Here is a 21,403-nt window from a genome sequence, read left to right on the forward strand (position 1 = left end):
AGCCCCCGTGCAGGATTCCAGCCTCTTCGCCGCGGCGGTGCTGCTGTTCCTCATCCTCGACCCGCTGGGCAACGTGCCGGTGTTCCTGAGCCTGCTCAAGCCCGTGCCCGAGCACCGGCGGCGCCGGGTGCTGGCCCGCGAGCTGGTGATCGCGCTGGCCGTGCTGTTCCTGTTCCTCTTCGCCGGCCGCTACATCCTCGACTTCATCCATCTGCGGCAGGAGTCGGTGAGCATCGCCGGCGGCATCATCCTGTTCCTGATCGGCCTGCGGATGATCTTCCCGGCCCCCGAGGGCATCTTCGGCGATACCCCGGACGGCGAGCCCTTCATCGTGCCCATGGCCGTGCCCCTGGTGGCCGGCCCCTCGGGCATGGCGGCGGTGATGCTGATGGGCTCCAAGGAGCCGGACCGCCTGCTCGACTGGAGCCTGGCCCTGCTGCTGGCCTGGGCGGCCACCGCCGCCATCCTGTTCTCGGCCACCCGGCTCTACCGCCTGCTCGGCCGCCGCGCCCTGACCGCCCTGGAGCGGCTGATGGGCATGGTGCTGGTGGCGATCTCGGTGCAGATGTTCCTCGACGGCCTCGCCGCCTACCTCGGCTGGGCCCCGCCGGGCTGAGGGCCGGGGCCGGCGGCGCAGGCGTCCATGACCGCCGTGAGACGACTGTCACCGTGCTGTCATCTGCGCCGCCTAGGCTGTTAAACTGTCGTTAGACTGCCATTGCCAAAGAAGCCCGTCCGCAGTCGACGGCGGTTAGAAGCGAGTGCCTCCGCCCGATCGCGGCCGCACTCGTCCTCCGGGGCGGCCCGCGCCGCTTCCGATTCTCTTCCGCAGGAACCCTGAGCAGGTCACAACATGAATCATCGCAGCAAGGTGCGTTACTCGAAGCTCGCGCTCGGTCTCGCCATCGCCCTCGCGACCGCCCCCGCCATGGCCCAGCAGACCTCGGCCAACATCGGCGGCCGCGTTACCACGGCCGAGCAAGCCGGCGTCGCCAACGCCCAAATCACCATCCTGCATGTGCCGTCGGGCACGGTCTCGCAGGCGGTGACGGACGCCAACGGCCGTTACGTTGCCCGCGGCCTCCGCGTCGGCGGCCCGTATACCATCACGGTGACGAAAGATGGCAAGGCTGAGGTTCGGGAGAACGTCTTCCTGCGCCTTTCTGAGACGACGCAGGTCGACCTCACCTTCGCGACCACCGATACCGTGCTTGAGGCGGTCGAAGTCACCGCCACCGACCTCGGCTACACGCCTTTCAGCGCCACCGCGATGGGCACCGGTACCACCGTGACGCGGCAGACCATCGACCAGTTGCCGTCGATCGGCCGCAACATCCAGGACTACATGCGCCTCGATCCGCGCATCGCGCAGACGGACAAGGAGCGCACGGAGATCTCGGCCGGCGGCCAGAACACGCGATTCAACAACATCCGCGTCGATGGCATCACTGTCAACGACGGCTTCGGTCTTGAGAGCAACAACCTTACTACCGCCAAGCAGCCGATCTCGCTGGATGCCATCGAGGAGCTCAACATCTCCTTGGCGAACTACGACGTGGCCCTGGCGGGCTATACTGGTGCCAACGTCGATGCCGTCACCAAGGCCGGCACGAACGAGTTCAAGGGTAGCGTCTACGGGCTCTACCGTGACGGCGACTGGGCGCGCACCGACGCCATCCCGGGCTCGTTCTTCCGCCCGCCGCAGAAGGAGCAGACTGCGGGTATGACCTTCGGCGGCCCCCTGATCAAGGACCGTCTCTTCTTCTTCCTCGCTTACGAGAACTTTGAGCGCGTGCTCGGCGCGCCGAACACCCTGCCGGCCGCGATCTCCTCCACGCAGATCGACCAGTTCCGTCAGGCGGCCCAGTCTCGCTACGGCATCGACGTCGGCGACTTCGCCCTTCCCGGCGAGCTGAAGTTTGACGTCGAGGATATCGTCGCGCGCATCGACTGGAACATCGCCGATGGCCACCGCGCGTACCTGCGCTACAACCGCTCCGAGCAGGTGGAGCCGTTCCTGCGCAACATCGGTGCCCGCAGCCTGTCGCTTTCCAGCCACTGGCAGACCAACAACAAGCTGTACGAGTCCGTCTCGGCCCAGCTGTTCAGCGACTGGACCGACGTTTTCACCACTGAGTTTAAGGTGGGCCGTTCGGAGTCCAGTTCGCTGTGGGACCTTAACGCCACGCTGCCACAGATCCGCCTCTGCTGGGGTGCTTCGGCCAATGCATCCACTTGCGCTGGCTCCGACAGTATCTATGTCGGCGCCGAGCAGTTCCGTCACGTGAACATTCTTGAGACGGAGACGACCAACGTCTTCGGCGCGGGCTTCCTGTTCCTCGGCAACCACGAGGTCAAGTTCGGCGTTGACTACCAGCGCAATAATGCCCTCAACCTCTTTGGCCGCGACGTCTTCGGCGTTTACAACTTCGGCGGCGCGACCTTCGAGCAGGCGCTCGCCCGCTTCATTGCCGGCACCCCGACGCAATACAACGTCCGCTACCCGATCAACGGCGACCTCAATTCGCTCGCCGCGCAAATCAAGCTGGACAACTACGCGTTCTTCGTCCAGGACACCTGGTCGGTGAACTACAACCTGACGCTGAACTTCGGCTTGCGCTACGACCTGCCCAAGGTGCCAAACTCGCCGCCGGCCAACCCGGTCGCGTCGCAGATCTTCGGCTACGACAACACCAACACCATCGACGGCAACGGCCTGCTGCAGCCGCGATTCGGCTTCAACTACACCTTCGACACCGAGCGCCCGACGCAGCTCCGTGGTGGCATCGGCCTGTTCTCCGGAGCGGCCGCCAACGTCTGGTTGGCGAACCCGTTCCAGAACAACGGCGGGCGCACGCTGGGCGAGGTGTTCTCGTCGAACGGCGCAGGCATCGTGTTCAATCCGAACCCGAACGCCCAGCCGGGTATCCCTGCTCCGAACCCGAACCCGGCGCCCGGTCAGGTCGGCGGTCCGTTCGATATCGTCGACGGCGACCTTGAGCAGCCCTCGGTGTGGAAGGCCAACCTCGCCATTGAGCACGAGCTGCCCTGGCACGGCATCATCGCCTCCGGCGAGCTGCTTCTGACCAGCGTCAAGACGGGCCTCGCCTACGAGGCGCTGAACAACGGTCGCCCGAGCTTCCAGTCGGCGCAGGACGGCCGTCTGTTCTATTGGGGCAACCCGTTCACCGCGACAAATGCTCGAGCCAATCGTGACACCCGCTTCACTGACGTCACGGTGATCCGCCCTACCAACAAGGGTGACGGCCAACAGCTGACCCTGTCGCTCTCCAAGCCGTTGTTGCAGAACTGGGGCTGGAGTGCGGCATATACCTTCACTAGTGCGACCGAGGTGAATCCGCTGACCAGCTCGCAGGCCATTTCGAACTGGGCTAACAGCTTCCGCGTGAACCCGAACGAGCCGATCGCTGCCCGCTCGGTTTACGAGGTTCGCGACCGCCTGATCGGTACGCTGACCTACCGGGCCAACTGGTTCGGTCAGTATCCGACGACCATTGGGGCGTTCTACGAGGGCCGTTCGGGTCGTCCGTTCAGCTACTCCTTCATCAACGACGCCAACGGCGACGGCCGTGTCAACGACTTGCTGTACGTTCCCTCGGGTCGTGGCGATGTCATCTTCACCGGCGGTGCCGCGATGGAGGCGGCGTTCTTCGACTACCTCGCCCGCAACCCGCAGATCGCTCGCTTCGCCGGTCGCGCTGTCGACCCGGGTTCCGACCGTTCGCCGTGGGTCAACAGCATCGACCTGCGCATCACGCAGGCCTTGCCGGGCTTCTTCGATGGGCATTCCGCCGAGGTGTGGTTCGACCTGCAGAACGTCGGCAACTTGATCAACAAGGATTGGGGCCGCATCGAGGAAATCGGTTTCCCGTTTGGTAAGGGCATCGTGTCCTTCGCTGGCATCGACCCGGCGACGGGCCGCTACCGCTACACCTTCAACGAGGCCAACATCCGCGACGTCACCCTGCGTGACAACCGCGGCGAGTCGCGCTGGTCCGCCCAGATCGGGTTCCGCTACCGCTTCTGACCGGAGCGTTCCAGGGCGTCACGACGGACGGCCGGGGGAAACCCCGGCCGTCTTTCTTTGCACGGCGCCGCGAGGCAGCGGGGTGCTAGAGTCTCCGGCCCGATGAAGCACGATCCTTCCCCATGAGCGACACCTACGCCCCCCTGCCCACCGTGAACGCCCGCATCAGCCCGCGCGGCGGGCTCGACATCCTCTCGCGCGCCGAGATCGCCCGGCTCACCGATGCCACCCAGGGCAGCCTGCGCGAGACCCTGCGCCGCTGCGCGCTGGCCGTGCTCACCGTGGGCTCGGATTCCGACGACCCCCGCGCCGCCTCGGCCCGCTACCCCGATTTCGAGATCGAGGTGCAGCAGATGGACCGGGGCATCCGCCTCGAGCTGAAGAACGCGCCGGCCATTGCCTTCGTCGATGGCGAGCTGATCCGCGGCGTCGGCGAGCTCCTGTTCGCGGTGGTACGCGACATCGCCTACACCGCCATCGAGGTGCAGAGCGGCCAGTTCGACCTCGAGACCTCGGAGGGGCTTACCAGCGTGGTGTTCGAGATCCTGCGCAATGCCCGCGCCATGCGCCCGCACCAGGACCCGAACCTGATCGTCTGCTGGGGCGGCCACTCGATCGGTCGCGAGGAGTACCTCTACACCAAGCGCGTGGGCTACGAGCTGGGCTTGCGCGGCCTCGACATCTGCACCGGCTGCGGCCCGGGCGCCATGAAGGGGCCGATGAAGGGGGCCACCATCGCGCATGCCAAGCAGCGCCACCGCAGCCCGCGCTACATCGGCATGACCGAGCCCGGCATCATCGCCGCCGAGTCGCCGAACCCGATCGTCAACCAGCTGGTCATCATGCCGGACATCGAGAAGCGCCTCGAGGGCTTCGTCCGTCTCGGCCACGGCATCATCGTCTTCCCGGGCGGCGTGGGCACGGCGGAGGAGATCCTCTACCTGCTCGGCATCCTGCTGCACCCGGACAATGCCGGCATCCCCTTCCCGCTGGTGTTCACCGGGCCGAAGGCCTCGGCGGCCTACTTCGAGCAGATCGACCGCTTCATCCGCCTCACCCTCGGCGACGAGGCGGCGAAGCGCTACCAGATCATCGTCGAGGACCCGGTGGCGGTGGCCAGGGCGATGAAGGAGGGCATGAAGCAGGTGCGCGAGCACCGCATCGCCCAGCGCGACGCCTTCTTCTTCAACTGGTCATTGAAGATCCCCTTCGCCTTCCAGCAGCCCTTCGAGCCCGACCATGCGGCCATGGCCGCCCTCGACCTGCACTTCGGCCGCCCAGTGCACGAGCTGGCCGCCGACCTGCGCCGCGCCTTCTCCGGCATCGTGGCCGGCAACGTGAAGGAGCCCGGCATGCGCCGCATCGAGGAGCACGGTCCCTTCGAGATCCACGGCGACAAGGCCATCATGGCCAGCCTCGACGACCTCCTGCGGGCCTTCGTCGAGCAGCGGCGGATGAAGATGTCCGGCGAGTACAAGCCCTGCTACCGGGTGGTGGCCTGAGGGGGGCATGCCGCACTGCGGCAACGCTCGTCCCCCGGGGGCTGCCGGTCGTCGGCGCGGGCGGGACATCCGGACGGCAGGCCTGCTAGCGTGCCGCCATGCAACCGTGAGGATGCCCATGTCCCCCGTCGCCTACCGCCGCTCCCGCGGCCTGACCCTGCTGGAACTGATGATCGTGGTGGCGATCGTCGCCATCCTGAGCGCGATCGCCGTCCCCAGCTTCCAGAACTCCCTGCAGTCGAACCGGGTGGCCACCACCAGCAACGAGTTCATGGCTTCGGTGGCCTTCGCCCGTTCCGAGGCCATGCGCAACAATGCCGGCGCGGTGATGTGCCCGAGCGTGGATGGCAGCACCTGCGGCGGCACCTGGGGCGATGGCTGGATCGTCTGGGCCGACCGCAATGCCGATGGCATCCGCCAGGACACCGAGGCAGAGCGGGTGCTGCGGCGCCAGGGGCGGCTCAACAAGCAGGTGGCCCCGGGCAGTACGCCGATCCGCTTCTCGCCGCGTGGCACCGTGGCTTCCGGCGCCACCACCATCCAGCTGCAGCCGGAGGGCTGCACCAGCGGCAAGCCGTTCCGCCGCACCATCGAAGTGCTTGGCGGCGGCATGGTCCGCATCACCAAGGGGAACTGCGCATGAACCGGATGCGTCCGTCCATGCCGGGTGGCCGCCGCCAGCAGGGCTTTTCGCTGCTGGAGATCATGGTGGCGGTGGTCATTCTCAGCGTGGGCCTGCTCGGCATGGCCCTGCTGCAGTCCACCTCGCTGCGGGCCGCGCAGGCCACCAACGAGCGGTCACAGGCCACCATGCTGGTCTACCAGATGATGGACATGGTGCGTGCCAACCGCCGCCAGGCCAGCCTGTACGGCCTGATCCGCGAGAACGCCTTCTTCGGCGACGGGGTAGGGGGTGCCTGTGCGCCCGGCGCGCCAGCCCCGGCCCAGCGCTGGGCGGCCGACCGCAACGAATGGGTGTGCGCGGTACGGCGTGCCATCCCGGAAGCGCGGGGGCGGGTAACGGTGACCGGTGCCGTGCTCCCCGCGGGGGGCGGTGCCGCCACTCCGGCGCAGGTGGAGGTGCGCCTGGAATGGTGCGACCCCAGGGCCACCCCCCTGAGCGGGACGCCGGAGTTCCCGCCCCTGTTCACCACGGGCTGTCCGGGCACCGTGAACGTCGTCGTTGCCCGTAGCGGCCTTTAGAGGATCCCCGAATGCATCCTGCCTTCCGACAGTCGGGCGTGTCGCTCGTCGAGCTGATGATCGCGGTCGCCCTCTCTGCCTTCCTGCTGCTCGGCCTGGTACAGGTCTTCAGCGCCTCGCGGCTCGCCTACCAGAGCACCACCGGGCTCGCCCGGGTGCAGGAAGGTAGCCGCTTCGCCGTCGATTTCCTGCAGCGTGACATCCGCATGGCCGGCTTCATGGGCTGCTCGAACGACCGCGCGCGCAATGCCCGCCATCCCAATGCCTTCCTCGACAGCTTCTTCCTCACCAACGCCAACCGCGATGCCGGCGTGTATTCGGCCGCTCCCTTCCCGCTGCGCTTCGACATCCCGATCCAGGGCTTCGAGGCGGTGAATACGGGGCGGGGCAACACCCTCAATGTCTCCGCGCCGACAGGGGGATGGGTGCCCGCCCTCGATCCCTCGCTCACTGGCGCCAACGGGCTCAATCCCGCCCCGCGTCCCGGTTCGGACATCCTGGTGCTGCGGATCTTCAGTGGCGATGGCGCGCCGGTGATCGCCGACATCCGTCCGGCCATCAGCCAGCCGGGCGCGGTCTCGGTCGCGCCGGCGGGCGTGCCCCTGATCCAGGCCGGCCAGTACTACGGCATGGCGTCCTGCGACCGCGCGGCGGTCTTCCAGGCCCGCGGGCCGGTCTCCGGCAGTGCGTTCCCGGTGACCACCGGCGGCAGCAATCTCGCCAACGGCTTCAATACCTCGCAGGGCGGCAACGGGCCGCCGATCTCGGACTTCACCGCCAACACCACCCAGGTGTTCCGTGCCGATTCCTTCGTCTACTACGTCGGCCTGCGTGGCGTGGATGGCATGCCCTCGCTGTTCCGGGCCCGCTTCAGCAATGGCGCCTGGGGGGTGAGCGAGGAACTGGTGGAGGGCGTGGACACCATGCAGGTGTTCTATGGCCTCGATGCCGATGGCAATGGCGCGGTCGAGAACTATGTCCGTGCCGACCAGGTCGCGGCAGGCCTCACGGCCTACAACGACATCGCCAACCGCTGGCGCACGGTGGCCAGTGTCGAGCTGGGCCTGGTGCTGCGCAGCCCGGAGCGGGCCGGTACGCCGGATCGCGCCGCGGTGAACGGCCCGGTGGTCGTCAATGGCATCACCATCACCACCAATCCCAACGAAGCGATCCTGCGTCGTCCCTACGAGACCACCATCGCGCTTCGCAACCGCCTGTTCGGTAACTGACATGCCCCGCCTGCAGACTCCCGCCTTCCGGTCGGTCCGCCGCCAGCGCGGCGCCGCCCTCTATGTCGCCATGATCATGCTCCTGCTGCTCACCCTCATCGGGGTCTCCTCGATGCAGGTCTCCAGCCTGCAGCAGCGCATGGCCACCAACTTCAACGATTTCGCCCTGGCCTTCCAGCGCGCCGAGGGCGAACTGCGGCGTAGCGAGTTCGAGCTGCAGCGCTCCTTCGATACCGCGGCGCTGCGCAACGAGGTGTACTGCCTCGCCGATGCCACCAACTGGGCCCAGACCATCACCCCGGGCAGCCTGCCGCCGCCCCAGGTGCGCAAGATCTATGGCGGGGCCTGCCCCGGCGCCCGTCCCATCGATCCGACCGCCGAGGGGGGCATTCCGGCCCCCGGCGAGCTCGACTACCAGCTGATTGCCGCTGCCACCGACCGCGACCCGGGCAGTGACCCCACGGCCGTGGTCGTGATCGAAACCGTCTACGTCGTACCCCCGCAAGCGAGGACGCCATGAGCACCTCCCGCCTCACCTCCGTCGCCCTTGTCGCGGCCCTGACCCTTTCGGCCGGCCTGTCCTCTCCGTTGCGGGCCCAGGCCGCCGCGCTGCCGATTTCCCAGGAACCGCTCTACGTCACCAACCGGATCAAGCCCGCCTTCATCATGGCGGTGGACGACTCCGGTTCGATGGCCTGGGAGACCCTGTTCCCGACCATCGACGGGCAGGGCACCTGGAACGGCACGGCGCGCTCTTTCTTCCATCCGACCGAACTCGGACCTGACGGTCGGCCCCGCTTCTACCGTAGCAATGAAACCGGAGGCGGCAACGGCGCTACGACGTATCTGGAACTCTTTCCCTTCAATGGGCGGAGCACCAAGCGAAATGCCATCCCGCCGATCACCTACTTCGGCTTTGCCCGCTCGCATGAGTGGAACCCGGCCTATTTCAACCCCTTCGTGACCTACGGGCCCTGGGCGCGGGCCGATCGCAGCGAGTGGCCCCAGGCCACGCCGACCGCAGTGGTGGCCAATCCGCGGGCGCTCCCCAGTGCCACCAACCCCACCTTCAACCTCACCCAGGACGTCCAGCAGGACGGGAACAACTGGCGCTTCGATGTGCGCGCGGGGATGCGGATTCCCGCCGGTACGGTGTATTCCCGCAACACCGGCGATTGCAATTTCGGTGGCACGCAAATTGGAACCACTGGATGGTGGACGGTGACGACGGAAACCACAGCAGCGGCGAACTGCACTGCCGGCTTCCGCTACTACCCGGCCACGTTCTATCTCAGTTCCCCGACCTTCCCGGGCTATACGGCCACGCCGCTGGCGGTGACCAATGCCCCCGGCGGCCCGCCGGGCGTCACGCTGTACCGCTATGAAATCCGGCCGGAGAACATGACGGCGGCGGCGTACACCGCCACGATGCAGAACTTCGCCAACTGGTTCCAGTACTACCGCGACCGCAATCTCGCCATGGTCGCGGCCATGACCCGCGCCTTCGTGGATGTCGACTTCATGCGGGTCGGCTACTTCACGATCAACAACCGCGTTGCCGTCACCATGTACGACATGGGCATCCAGGCGGAGCGCAATGCCTTCTATAACCTGATCACGGCCCTACCGGCCAGCGGTGGTACGCCCAACCGTTTCGCCATCCAGCACATGGGCGAGCAGTTCCAGCGCACCGGAGAGGGCGCGCCGGTGCAACTCGCCTGCCAGATGAATGCGGGCATGCTGTTCACCGACGGCTATTCCAACGGTGGCGGTCCTGCCGTGGGCAATCTCGATGGCGGTATGGGCCCTCCTTTTGCCGATGCTCACCCCAACAAGAAGGGCGACATCGTCGCCAACTACTATCTGAATCCCCTGCGTACCGACCTCGGGCTTGGGCAGGTGCGGGTGCCCGCAGCCTGCTCGGCTCCGAACCCGGACCCGCGGCTGGATTGCCGGACCGATCCCCACATGAATTTCTACGGGGTCACGCTGGGTGCGCTCGGCGCCATCTATGGCGTGAATGCTGCGGCGACGGCCAATCCGTATGCCAACCCGCCGGCGTGGGCGCCCCTCTGCAACAACTGTGTCGAGGCAGTGGATGAGCTCTGGCAGGCCACCCTGATCGGACGCGGCCGCTACATCAATGCCAAGAATCCGCAAGCGGTGTCCGAGGCGATGGTGGAAGTGGTGAATGCGGTGCTCGATTCCACCCAGCCCGTGGGCACGCCGCCGGTATCCGGGGCCCGGGTGGGTACGGATTCGGCCATCTACCAGCCCGGGTTCGCGGTGCGTAACAACGCCCGCGACTGGGTAGGCTCGCTGCAGGCCTTCCGGGTGAATGCCGACGGCTCGATCGGCTCGATGCTCTGGGATGCCGGCGCCACGCTGCCCCCGGCCGCTTCCCGCAACATCCTGGCCATGCGGGTTCCCGGCCCGGCGGCCACCCGCCAGGTGGTGCCCTTCCAGGCGGCGAATTTCGGTGGCACGGAGGCGGCGATCGCCTCGGCGATCGGGGTCAGCCTGCCGTCCTTCCTGTCGAACTTCACCTCCGGTTCGACCATGGCGGATGCCTTCAACTACCTGCGTGGCGACCAGTCGAAGGAGCAGTCTGCCGCCCAGCCGCTCGGGTTCCGCCAGCGCTCGGGCCGTCTTGGCGACATCATCAACTCGAACGTCGAGGTCGAGACCCGGCGTACCTTCTACCCGGCCTTCGATGCGCTGCCCGCGCCGCTCGGCGACAGCTACCGGGCCTATCTCAACACCAAGCGCAGCAGCTTCACCAATACGGTCTTCGTCGGCGCCAATGCCGGCATGCTGCACGCCTTCAATGCCGATACCGGCGCCGAGCTGTTCGCCTATGTGCCGAACGGTGCCCTGTCCAATATGGGCCTGCTGCTGGCCCGCAACTACCAGCACCGTTACTACGTCGATGGCCAGATCAACGTGACCGATGCCGTCATCGACGGCAACTGGGGCACGGTGCTGCTGGGCAGCATGGGGCGCGGCGGCCGCTCGGTGTTTGCGATCAATGTCACCAACCCGGCGGCGGTGAATGCCAGCCGGGTGATGTGGGAGCTGCCCACCGCGGACAATGACCTCGGTATCAGCCTGGGCCGCGTCGAGGTGATGTATGCCGAGGACGGCAACTGGTATGCCGTCTTCGCCAATGGCCTCAACAGCGTCAATGCCAATCCGGTGCTCTACGTCGTCAACCTCAGCACGGGCGTGGTGGTGCGGCGGATCACGGCGGAGGATGGCGGCGACTTCACCAATGGCCTCACCCGCATCGCCATCGCCGATGTCAATGGCAATGGCCGGGTGGACACGGTCTATGGCGGTGATTTCCTCGGCAACCTCTGGAAGTTCGATCTCTCCTCCACCAATCCGGCGTCCTGGGGCGTGGCCTTCGGCGGCCAGCCGCTGTTCCGGGCCCGCGACATCAATGGCGATCCGCAGCCGATCACCGGCGGCATTGCCATCGCCAGCGGTCCTTCGGGCGGCGTGATGGTGAGTTTCGGCACTGGCCGCTACCTGACCGACAGCGATGCCGTGACCGGTGCCGGCCAGCAGTTGCAGACGGTCTATGGCGTGTGGGACCGCGGCACGGTTGGCGGTCTTACCCGCGCTTCGCTGCAGCAGCAGCAGATCCTCTCCCAGTTCGGCACCGGCACCAACCTGGGCCGCGTGCTGAGCAACAACCGAGTGAACTACGCCACCCAGAACGGCTGGTTCATGGATCTGCGCGTGGGAAGCGCGGCGCCTTCGGGCGAGCGCATGATCGGTGATCCCAGGATCATCGGTGAGACTATCACCATCCCCACGTCCGAGCCCTCGGGTGACTCGCAGTGCGCGCCGGGCCTGCGGAGCTGGGGCTATCGCCTGGATCTGTTCTCGGGCGGCCCGGTGCTCAACCGCATGGAACGCCCGGGAGGCAGTCCGGTCTGCCCCACCGTGAACTGCGGTGCGCTCCTGGTACAGGCCGGCGGCGCTCCGGTGACGGGGAGCACGGTGGTGCAGCCGCAGCGTCCCTGCCGCCGTGGCATCGATCCTGAGTGCCCCGCCATCGCCGATCCGGAACTGATCGCCAGCGCCTGCGGCAGTCCGGATCCTGCCGCACCCACCTACAACCCGAACTACGACCAGTGCGTGGAGAACCAGACCACCGGCAGTACCCAGGGACTGACCTGCTCGATCAGCAATCCGATCGGTGGTCAGGACTTTGGCGGCGAGCCGCAGGTCTGCGGCCGCCAGAGCTGGCGTCAGGTCCGCTAGCTTCCATTCCCCCTCCGGGAGGAGCCGCAGGGCTCCTCCCCCGTCTTCCAGGAAACTCCGACATGCGAACCCGAAATACCCGAGGCTTTACGCTCATCGAGCTGATGATCGTCGTGGCCGTGGTCGGCGTGCTGGCTGCCATCGCTTACCCCTCGTACCAGGCGCAGGTGCGCAAAGGGCGGATGGGCCAGGCGCAGGCCGACCTGCTGGAGCTGGCCCAGTTCATGGAGCGCTGCTTCGCCGCCAACAATTCCTACCTGGGCTGCAACCTGCCTTTCACCCAGTCGCCGCGGACCGGCACCGCCTACTACGTCATCGACTTCAATCCGGCGACGACGCGTACCCGCTTCCGTCTGCGTGCCACGCCCCAGGCTGCCGGCGGGCAGAACCAGCAGCCCTGCGGCGTGCTGACGCTCAACGAAGCCGGACTCAAGACCTTCTCTGGCACGGGTGTGACGGCATCGCAGTGCTGGTGACCTGCAACCCGTCCGAGGATGCATGAGGCCCCGCTCCTGGCGGGGCCTCGCCGTTTGCGGCCGGCGAAAAAATTCAGGCCACCCGGAGGTGGCCTGAGGAAAAAACATGGCGCCCGAAGTTGGACTCGAACCAACGACCCCCTGATTAACAGTCAAGTGCTCTAACCGGCTGAGCTATTCGGGCGGGGGCGCGTATTCTCTTCCGCCGCGCCGCGGGCGTCAAGCCCGGGCTGGCGCGTGGCGTGGCCTTCTCAGCCGAGCAGGCAGTTGCGCCCGGTGGGCGGGGCGATCTCGCCGCGGACCCGGCCACCGTTGTTGATGACGAGGTATCGGCGCGGCTGGCCATCGCGCGAGCAGAACCGGAGCGTGGTGTTGCTGCCGGCGGCGCGGCCATCGGGGCGGAAGCCGAGCACGGGCCGGCCCTGGCTGCCCACCACCAGCAGGCCCTGGAAGTCGCCGGGCGGGTGCACGCGCAGCACCGGTTCGGAGGGCTCGCGGTTGCGGTTGCCGTTGTGGTCGACGAAGGTCATGAGGCCGGCCGACCAGGGCCCATCGAAGATGCAGCGTTCGAAATCGCGGGTGCGGCAGAGGATGACCGACTGCCGCTGGGTCACGGCTTCGCTGCGGGCAAGCGCCATCTCGCCCCGCAGGCGGTTTGCCACCGTTTCCGCCCGGGTCTGGTCGACCACGCCGCGGAAGGCGGGCAGGGCGAGGGCCAGCAGCAGGGCGACGAGACCGAGGCCGAGCAGCAGTTCGACGAGGCCAAGGCCCCGGAGGCGGTCGGGGATCATCTTCATTGGGCGTCTCCTTTCGCGGCGGGGGGAAGGCAAGGCTGCCTTCCCTCCGTCGCGGGCCCGTGTCGGTCTGCTTCCGAACCCGGGGTAGGAGAAGCCCGCGGCGCGGCCTTACCAGATCCGCACGCGCTCCTCGGGGGGCAGGTAGAGCTTGTCGGTGGGCTGCACGTCGAAGGCCTCGTACCACTCGTCGAGGTTGCGCAGCGGTCCGTTGATGCGGAACTGCGGCGGCGAGTGCGGTCCCACCTTCACCTGGTTGATCATCGCCTCGTCGCGGTACTTCGACTTCCAGATCTGCGCCCAGGCGAGGAAGAAGCGCTGGGCGCCGGTCAGGCCTTCGAGCACTGGGGCCTCCTTGCCATCGAGGCTGAGCTGGTAGGCGGTCCAGGCCATCGACAGGCCGCCAAGATCGCCGATGTTCTCGCCCAGTGCCAGCTGGCCGTTCACGCAGTAGCCCTCCAGTGGGCAGAACTGGTTGTACTGCGCCACCAGGGCCTTGGTGCGGGCCTCGAAGCGGGCGCGGTCCTCGTCGGTCCACCAGTTGCGCTGCACGCCGCGCCAGTCGGATTTCGAGCCCTGGTCGTCGAAGCCATGGCCCATCTCATGGCCGATCACGCCGCCGATGGCGCCGTAGTTCACCGCCGGATCGGCGTTCACGTCGAAGAACGGCGGCTGCAGGATGGCCGCCGGGAACACGATCTCGTTGAACACCGCGTTGTAGTAGGCATTCACCGTGTGCGGGGTCATGAACCACTCGTCGCGGTCCGGCCGGGTGCCGAGTCGGCGGTTCTGGTCGTTGACGTAGTACTCGCGCAGGGCCAGCACGTTCGCCATCAGGTCGCCGGGCACGATCGTGACCGCGCTGTAGTCGCGCCACTTGTCGGGGTAGCCGATCTTCGGGCGGAAGCTCTCCAGCTTCTTGAAGGCCTCGGCCTTGGTCTCCGGCCCCATCCAGTCGAGGTTCTCGATGTTCTGGCGCAGGGCCTTGCGCAGGTTCTCCACCAGCACGTCCATGGCCGCCTTGGCCTCGGGCCTGAAGTGGCGTGCCACGTAGAGCTGGCCTACGGCATCGCCCAGCCCGCCGCCGCCGCCCACCAGGGCCACGCCGCGCTTCCACAGCTCGCGCTGGGCCTGCTGGCCGGAGAGCACGGTGCCGCGGAAGGCGAAGGCGGCCTGGTCGATCTCGGTGGAGAGCAGGGGCGCGTGGTTGTCGATGGCGTGGAAGGCAAGATAGTCGCGCCAGACCTCCAGCGGCGTCTCGTTGATGATGCCGATGATCGGCGGGACGGCGCTCGGCGTGCTCACGTTCACCGTCTCCGGCGGCACGATGCCCTGGGCGCTGAAGTGGGCGCGCCAGTCGTAGCCGGGGAATTCCTTGTCGAGATCGGCGAAGGCGTAGAGGTTGTAGGTCTTGTCGCGGTCGCGCAGCTCGGCGCGGTCCCAGTGGTGCTTCGCGATCGCCGTCTCGAGCTCGAGAATGCGCTGCGCCCGGGCAGTGGCATTGGGCACGCCCGCGAAGCCGAGCATGGTGGCGATGTGCTCGAGGTACTTCTGGCGGATCAGCACGAAGCGCGGCTCGGGGTTCAGGTAGAAGTCCTTGTCCGGCAGGCCAAGCCCGCCTACGCCGATGCCGAGCTGGTAGTTGTCGGGGTCCTTGCGGTCGAGACCGACGCCGCCGCCCAGCGGCGAGCGGGTGCCGTCGCGGCCGGCGCGGCCGAAGGCCTCCACCAGCTTGGGCCTAGAGTCGATGGCGGCGATGCGATCGAGCAGGGGCATGAGCGGCTTGATGCCGGCGGCATCGCGGGCCGCGGTATCCATGTAGCTGGCGTAGAAATCGCGGATCTTCTGCTCGTTGCTGCCCGGAGCGAGGTCCTTGCGCGCCAGCAGTTCCTCGATGATCGCCTTCACCTGCAGCTCGGCCTGGTCGGAGAGCTGGTTGAAGGAGCCGAAACGGGTCTCGTAGTCCTTGAGCTGGTAGTTGTCGAACCAGGTGCCGTTGGCGTAGCGGTTGAAGTCGTCGCCGGGCCGGACGCGGGTGTCCCGGTTGCTGAGTTCGATGCCGAAGCTGCCGAGCTGGGGCTTGCCGTCGGCGGCGAGGGCGAAGGGCGAGGCGAGGGCGAGCGCGAGGCTCAGGGAGAGCAGGTGCTTCTTCATGGGGTCCCCGGGATGCGGTACGGAGGCGTTTGGGTGCCGGCCGGCGGGGCCGGCGGCATCCCCGAGCGTACCCGGGCCGGAGGCGGGGGCATGTGCCGAAGGTCCGGGGGCGATCACGCCGCCTCCACGCCGGGATCGGCGCTGGCCGCCCGGCGCCGGGACTTCAGCGCTTCTGCGTCTCCGGGCTGATCTCGGCATCGGTCACCGTGCGCGAGGCCACCTGCGCCTCGCGGTGGGCGATGTAGGCATTGGCCACGAAGATGATGCCGGCCCCGAGCGCGGTCCAGGCGGTCACCCCCTCGCCGAACAGCCACCAGGCCAGGGCGGCGGCGAAGGGCACCTGCATGAAGCTGATCGGCGTCAGCATCGAGGCATCACCGCGTTTCAGCGCCCGGGTCCAGAACATGTGGCCGGCGGTGCCGAAGAAACCGGCGGCGGCCACCCAGGCCCAGGTCCAGCCGCTGGGCCAGGCCCAGACGAATAGGGCTGGCACCAGCGACATCGGCACCCAGAGCAGGGTGGTCCAGAGCACGATGGCATCGGCCTTCTCAGTGCGCGAGAGCACCTTGATGCTGATCGCCACCACCGCGCTCAGCACCGCGGCGGCCAGGGCCACGAAGGTATTGGCATCGAAACCATCGGCACCGGGGCGCATGATCACCAGCACCCCGATGAAGCCCAGGGCCACCGCCGTCCAGCGCCGCAGCCGCACCACCTCGCCGAGGAACAGCACGGCGAGGATGGTGACGAACAGCGGCGTCGAGTAGCTGATCGTCACCGCCTTGGCGAGCGGCAGGTGGACGATGGCCCAGAAGCCGCAGAGCATCGAGAGGATGCCGATCAGGCAGCGCCCGAGGTAGAGGTGCAGCTTGTCGGTCTTGAGGATGCCGGTGCCGTGGCGCAGGAGCAGCGGCACGGCGAACACCAGGCCGAAGAAGTTGCGGAAGAAGGCGATCTCGAAGGCGTGCAGTTCGGCCGAGGCCAGCCGGATCATCACCGCCATGGCGGCGAACATCGCCGCACTGGCCACCATGAAGCCCACCGCCAGCCAGAGCTGGCGCTGCGCGGCATGGCTGGCGCTGCGGGTATTCATCCGCCCTGCGCGCGCCCGGGGTCGAAGCGCCCGCCGACGATGCGTGGCTCGGGCTCGAGCGGTACTCCGAAGCGGGCCTGCACGGAGGCAGCGATGCGCTCCGCCAGCGCCAGCAGTTCCGCGCCCGAGGCCCTGCCATGGTTCACCAGCACCAGGGCGTGCTGCGCCGCCACGCCGGCATCGCCTTCCCGGAAGCCCTTCCAGCCGGCTTGCTCGATCAGCCAGGCGGCCGAGAGCTTGCGGGTGCTGGCCGAGGGGCCGGGAAATACCGGCAGCCCGGGATGCGCCGCGGCCAGCGCGCCGGCCTGCGCGGCCTCGATGACCGGGTTCTTGAAGAAGCTGCCGGCATTGCCGAGCAGGGCCGGGTGGGGCAGCTTGCGGGTGCGCAGGCGGGCGATGGCCTCGGCCACCTGGCGGTGCTTGGGTGGGCCTTCGATGCCCATCGCGGCCAGTTCCTCGGCCACGCCGGCATAGGCGGTGTTCACTGGACGCCGTTTCGGCAGGCGCAGCCGCAGCATGGTGACGATGAGGGCATCGCCTTCGCGCTTGAACACGCTATCGCGGTAGCCGAAGCGGCAGTCTTCGCGTTCGAACTCGCGTAGGCGCAGGGTTTCGCGGTCGAAAGCCTGCACCGAATCGACGAACTCGCCCACTTCCACGCCATAAGCGCCGATGTTCTGGATCGGCGCCGCGCCCGCCGTGCCGGGGATCAGGGCGAGGTTCTCCAGGCCGCACAGGCCGCGCCCCAGCGACCAGTGCACGAGATCGTTCCAGGCCACGCCGGCATCGGCCTCCACCAGGGCCGAGTCCGGGCCGTCCTCCACGAGCGCGATGCGGGCCCGGGTGAGGCAGAGGGTGAGGCCGGGCACGTCGCTGGCCAGCAGCACATTGCTGCCCTCGCCCAGCACCAGCAGGGGGGCGAACTGCGCCCAGGGCTCGGAGAACAGGGCGGGCAGGGCCGCCGGGTTGTGCACGTCGGCCAGCCGTTCGGCCCGCGCCTCCACCCGGAAGGTATTGCGGCCGGAGAGGGAGACGCCCTCGGCGAGCCGCCAGCCCCGGTCTGCCATCAGCGCACGCCCTCGCGCCGGTGGCGCAGGGCCTGCACGCATTCCCCGACCAGGGCCGGCCCCCGGTAGACGAGGCCGGTATAGAACTGCACGAGCTGGGCCCCGGCCGTGACTTTGCCGGCGGCATCGGCGCCGGAAAGGATGCCGCCCACCCCCACCAGCGGGATCGAGGCCGGCAGCCGCGAGCGCAGCATCCGCAGCACCGTGGTGGACTTGCCGTAGAGCGGCCGCCCGGAGAGCCCGCCCTGCTCCTTCGCCAGCGGATGGCCTTCGATCGCCAGCCGGTCGACGGTGGTGTTGCCGGCGATCACACCGTCCACGCCAAGCTCGCCCAGCACCCGGGCCGAGGCATCGATGTCATCCTCGGTGAGATCGGGGGCGATCTTCACCAGGATCGGCACCCGCCGTCCGTGGCGTGGGGCGAGGCGCTCGCGGGCCTCGAACAACTCACCGAGCAGGGCGCGCAGGGCCTTTTCCTCCTGCAGCTCACGCAGCCCGGCGGTATTCGGCGAGGAGATGTTCACCGTGACGTAGTCGGCCAGCGGATACACCCGGCCGAGGCAGTGCACGTAGTCGGCTGCCGCCTGTTCGTTGGGGGTGTCCTTGTTCTTGCCGATGTTGATGCCGAGCAGGGTGTCGCCGCCTCGGCGTTTCAGGCGCGAGGCCTCGACATTCCGCACCAGCGCGTCCACGCCCTCGTTGTTGAAGCCCAGCCGGTTGATCACCGCCTCGTGCTCCGGCAGGCGGAACATTCGCGGTTTCGGGTTGCCCGGCTGCGGCCGCGGGGTGGTGGTGCCGATCTCGACGAAGCCGAAGCCGAGGGCGGCAAGCGCATCGATATGGGCGCCGTTCTTGTCGAGGCCGGCGGCCAGCCCCACCGGATTCGGGAAGCGCAGCCCGAAGCAGTCCGTGGGCAAGGCTGCCGGACGGGAGGCGAGAAGGGGATTGAGGCCGCATTTCCAGGCGGCGTCCAGAGCCTGCAGGCCGAGCTCGTGGGCGCGTTCCGCATCGAGGCGGAACAGCAGCGGGCGGGCGAGTCCGTACATCCGGCGGGCGGGTCCTTCCGGGCGAGTTCAGCCGGCCGCGCCAGCCAGGGCCACGAGGGCAGCCAGGCCACCGAAGAACAGGAGGATGGCGAGCAGGACCAGCAGGCTCACCGCGAGCATGGCCCAGCCCAGCACCAGGCCGGCCACGGCGAAGCCGTCGCCCTCCACGCCCTGGGGATCGCGGCGGATCTCGCTGCGCGCCATGTGGCCGGTGACGATGGCCACCAGCGACCCCAGCCAGGGCGCCAGGGTCCAGCCGAGGATGCCGGCCACCAGGCTGACGATGGCGAGCGTGGAGGTGCGCCGGTAGGCAGGAACATTCACGGCTGCTCACCCTGTGCCGTACGCTGCTGGCTTTCACCGCGGTGATCGGGAATGCGGTCGCCCAGGCGGGCGATGAAGGCGGCCATCTGGTAGGGCTCGGCCTGGTGCAGCACGCTGGTGCTGCCGTCCTCGAGCGTGGCGGTGGCGCGGTACAGGCGGTGCGGCTGTTCGCCGAACATCCAGGCACTGCAGGGCTCGCCGTGGGCGATGGCGCAGGGCGCGGCGCGGAACTCGAAGCGCGAGCGGCGGAAGCCGGCGCTGGGCAGCTTTTCCGGCACCGCCACGTCGGCGATCAGCACCGGAGCGCCGAGCGTCACGTCCTCGATCCGCAGGCGCCGCGGCACCGCATTGCTGCGGAACACGAACACGAAGCGGTCGATCAACTGCGGCGCGGCCTGTATGTCGGTATCGAAGCCGGCCAGTTCCCAGGTCATCACCTCGTTCTCGGCCCGGCCCGGCATGCCGTTCACCAGCGGCAGGCTGAAACGGATGCCATCGCCGGTCACGAAGCTGCTTTCCGTGTCCTGCGCGCCTGCCGGGCCGGCCATGGCCAGCCCGGCGATCATCATCCCCAAAGCCATCGCGCGATGCATCGACGTTCCCCCCGAAACGGCCAGTGGCCGTCAGTGTAGGCCGAAAAGGCTAGAGTTCGAACTTGATGCCCTGGGCCAGCGGCAGGGCGTCGGAGTAGTTGATGGTGTTGGTCTGCCGGCGCATGTAGGCGCGCCAGGCATCCGAGCCAGACTCGCGGCCGCCGCCGGTTTCCTTCTCGCCGCCGAAGGCGCCGCCGATCTCGGCCCCGGAGGTGCCGATGTTGACGTTGGCGATGCCGCAGTCCGAGCCGGCGGCCGACAGGAATTGCTCGGCCGCCTTCAGGTTCTGGGTGAAGATCGCCGAGGACAGGCCCTGCGGCACCGCGTTCTGCATCGCGATGGCCTCGTCCAGGGTCTTGAAGGGCATGGCGTAGAGGATCGGGGCAAAGGTCTCGGTCTGCACTGCCTCGGCCGAGTTGGCAATGCCGGTGATGATGGTCGGCAGCACGAAGTTGCCGGGGCGATCGAGCACCGCCCCGCCGGTGCGCACCACGCCGCCCGCGGCCTTGGCCTTCTCGATGGCGGCGAGGTAGGCCGCCACCGCGCCCTTGTCATTGAGCGGCCCCATCAGGGTGCCCTCGGCGTTCGGATCGCCGATCCGGGCCTCGACCTGCTTGTAGGCGGCGACCAGCCGGGTCACCACGTCCTCGAAGATCGACTCGTGCACGAACAGGCGGCGGGTGGTGGTGCAGCGCTGGCCGGCGGTGCCCACGGCGCCGAACACGATGGCCGGGATGGCGAGCTTCAGGTCGGCCGTCTGGTCCACGATGATGGCGTTGTTGCCGCCCAGTTCCAGCAGCGATTTGCCCATGCGCCGGGCCACGCGCTCGCCGACCAGGCGGCCGACCTTGGTGCTGCCGGTGAAACTCACCAGAGCGATGTCGTGGTCGTCGACGAAGGCCTGGGCGAGTTCGGTGCCGGCGTCGTTGAACAGGAAGAACAGGTCGGGGAAGCCGCCTTCGCGCAGGGCCTCGTTGCAGATCCGCATCGCCGCCACGGCGCAGAATGGGGTCTTGGGCGAGGGCTTCCAGATCGTGATGTTGCCGCAGACGGCGGCGATGAAGCTGTTCCAGGCCCAGACCGCGACCGGGAAGTTGAAGGCGCTGATGACGCCCACGAGGCCCAGCGGATGCCACTGCTCGTACATGCGGTGGCCTGGGCGCTCGGAGTGCATGGTAAGCCCGTAGAGCTGGCGCGACAGGCCGACGGCGAAATCGCCGATGTCGATCATCTCCTGCACTTCGCCCTCGCCCTCGGCCCGGATCTTGCCCATCTCCAGCGAGACCAGGGCACCGAGCGCCGACTTGTGCCGGCGCAGGGCCTCGGCGCAGAGGCGGATGGCCTCGCCCCGCTTCGGGGCGGGCGTCGTGCGCCAGACCGCGGCGGCGGCCTTGGCGCGTTCCTTGAGCTTCACGTAGTCGGCTTCGGAGGAGGCGTAGACCTTGCCCAGCACCTCGCCGGTGGCCGGGTTCACCGGCTCCAGCACGCCGGCATCCCGGGTGGCCGACCATTCGCCGTGGCCGAGGTAGGTGCCGGATTCGTGTTCGGAAAGGCCGAGGGCGGCGAGCACGGGATGGGTCATCGGGGGCGGCTCCGGAAAGG

General features: G+C 68.1%; 17 protein-coding genes and 1 tRNA gene. 9 read left to right on the forward strand and 9 right to left on the reverse strand.

Annotated features, from left to right (window positions below):
• The first annotated feature begins 7 nt into the window (after window positions 1-7).
• The 9 genes from G408_RS0103005 to G408_RS0103045 all read left to right on the forward strand — a co-directional run bounded on the left by G408_RS0103005 (window position 8) and on the right by G408_RS0103045 (window position 12,730).
• Window positions 8-616 carry a YhgN family NAAT transporter gene (locus G408_RS0103005; RefSeq protein ID WP_028769881.1) on the forward strand — a complete coding sequence of 203 codons (609 nt, stop codon included), beginning with the start codon at window positions 8-10 and terminating at the stop codon, window positions 614-616.
• A gap of 237 nt (window positions 617-853) precedes the next feature.
• Complete coding sequence (locus G408_RS0103010) at window positions 854-4,048, forward strand: TonB-dependent receptor (protein ID WP_028769882.1); 3,195 nt, start codon at window positions 854-856, stop codon at window positions 4,046-4,048.
• Window positions 4,049-4,170: 122 nt separating this feature from the next.
• The gene (gene ppnN, locus G408_RS0103015; protein ID WP_028769883.1) at window positions 4,171-5,550 is read left to right on the forward strand and encodes a nucleotide 5'-monophosphate nucleosidase PpnN; all 1,380 of its coding nucleotides are present in this window, start codon (window positions 4,171-4,173) and stop codon (window positions 5,548-5,550) included.
• Window positions 5,551-5,668: 118 nt separating this feature from the next.
• Complete coding sequence (locus G408_RS15660; protein WP_037412054.1) at window positions 5,669-6,193, forward strand: GspH/FimT family pseudopilin; 525 nt, start codon at window positions 5,669-5,671, stop codon at window positions 6,191-6,193.
• Entirely contained in the window at window positions 6,190-6,753 is a 564-nt protein-coding gene (gene pilV / locus G408_RS14690) for a type IV pilus modification protein PilV (RefSeq protein WP_084628039.1), read from the forward strand. The genes G408_RS15660 and pilV overlap by 4 nt, the downstream gene beginning before the upstream one ends.
• Before the next feature lie 11 nt (window positions 6,754-6,764).
• Window positions 6,765-7,982: a PilW family protein gene (locus G408_RS0103030; protein WP_028769885.1), complete on the forward strand. Its 1,218-nt coding sequence runs from the start codon at window positions 6,765-6,767 to the stop codon at window positions 7,980-7,982.
• Between the two features lies 1 nt (window position 7,983).
• Entirely contained in the window at window positions 7,984-8,502 is a 519-nt protein-coding gene (locus tag G408_RS14695; protein ID WP_028769886.1) for a pilus assembly PilX family protein, read from the forward strand.
• A complete protein-coding gene (locus G408_RS0103040; RefSeq protein ID WP_028769887.1) occupies window positions 8,499-12,254 on the forward strand; it encodes a pilus assembly protein in 3,756 nt (1,251 codons plus the stop codon). The genes G408_RS14695 and G408_RS0103040 overlap by 4 nt, the downstream gene beginning before the upstream one ends.
• Before the next feature lie 62 nt (window positions 12,255-12,316).
• On the forward strand, window positions 12,317-12,730 hold the full coding sequence (locus G408_RS0103045; protein WP_028769888.1) for a type IV pilin protein: 414 nt from the start codon (window positions 12,317-12,319) through the stop codon (window positions 12,728-12,730).
• Window positions 12,731-12,837: 107 nt separating this feature from the next.
• Here the strand turns inward: G408_RS0103045 and G408_RS0103050 are convergent.
• The 9 genes from G408_RS0103050 to amaB all read right to left on the reverse strand — a co-directional run bounded on the left by G408_RS0103050 (window position 12,838) and on the right by amaB (window position 21,383).
• Window positions 12,838-12,914 (reverse strand) — tRNA-Asn (locus tag G408_RS0103050).
• Window positions 12,915-12,981: 67 nt separating this feature from the next.
• Window positions 12,982-13,527, reverse strand: a complete 546-nt coding sequence (locus G408_RS0103055) for a GspH/FimT family protein (protein WP_028769889.1) — start codon at window positions 13,525-13,527, stop codon at window positions 12,982-12,984.
• Window positions 13,528-13,635: 108 nt separating this feature from the next.
• Window positions 13,636-15,678, reverse strand: coding sequence for a M13 family metallopeptidase (locus G408_RS0103060; RefSeq protein WP_028769890.1), 2,043 nt, complete (start codon window positions 15,676-15,678; stop codon window positions 13,636-13,638).
• Between the two features lie 163 nt (window positions 15,679-15,841).
• Window positions 15,842-16,771, reverse strand: coding sequence for a DMT family transporter (locus tag G408_RS0103065; protein WP_028769891.1), 930 nt, complete (start codon window positions 16,769-16,771; stop codon window positions 15,842-15,844).
• A complete protein-coding gene (murB, locus tag G408_RS0103070) occupies window positions 16,768-17,838 on the reverse strand; it encodes a UDP-N-acetylmuramate dehydrogenase (protein WP_028769892.1) in 1,071 nt (356 codons plus the stop codon). Before murB ends, G408_RS0103065 begins: the two co-directional genes overlap by 4 nt.
• Window positions 17,838-18,884 carry a quinone-dependent dihydroorotate dehydrogenase gene (locus tag G408_RS0103075; protein WP_028769893.1) on the reverse strand — a complete coding sequence of 349 codons (1,047 nt, stop codon included), beginning with the start codon at window positions 18,882-18,884 and terminating at the stop codon, window positions 17,838-17,840. Before G408_RS0103075 ends, murB begins: the two co-directional genes overlap by 1 nt.
• 27 nt (window positions 18,885-18,911) lie before the next feature.
• The gene (locus tag G408_RS0103080) at window positions 18,912-19,208 is read right to left on the reverse strand and encodes a DUF4190 domain-containing protein (RefSeq protein WP_028769894.1); all 297 of its coding nucleotides are present in this window, start codon (window positions 19,206-19,208) and stop codon (window positions 18,912-18,914) included.
• A complete protein-coding gene (locus tag G408_RS0103085) occupies window positions 19,205-19,789 on the reverse strand; it encodes a hypothetical protein (protein WP_156890036.1) in 585 nt (194 codons plus the stop codon). Before G408_RS0103085 ends, G408_RS0103080 begins: the two co-directional genes overlap by 4 nt.
• Before the next feature lie 61 nt (window positions 19,790-19,850).
• Window positions 19,851-21,383: an L-piperidine-6-carboxylate dehydrogenase gene (gene amaB, locus G408_RS0103090; RefSeq protein ID WP_028769896.1), complete on the reverse strand. Its 1,533-nt coding sequence runs from the start codon at window positions 21,381-21,383 to the stop codon at window positions 19,851-19,853.
• Window positions 21,384-21,403 lie beyond the last annotated feature (20 nt).

Source organism: Silanimonas lenta DSM 16282, from assembly GCF_000429065.1.
Lineage (GTDB): Bacteria > Pseudomonadota > Gammaproteobacteria > Xanthomonadales > Xanthomonadaceae > Silanimonas > Silanimonas lenta.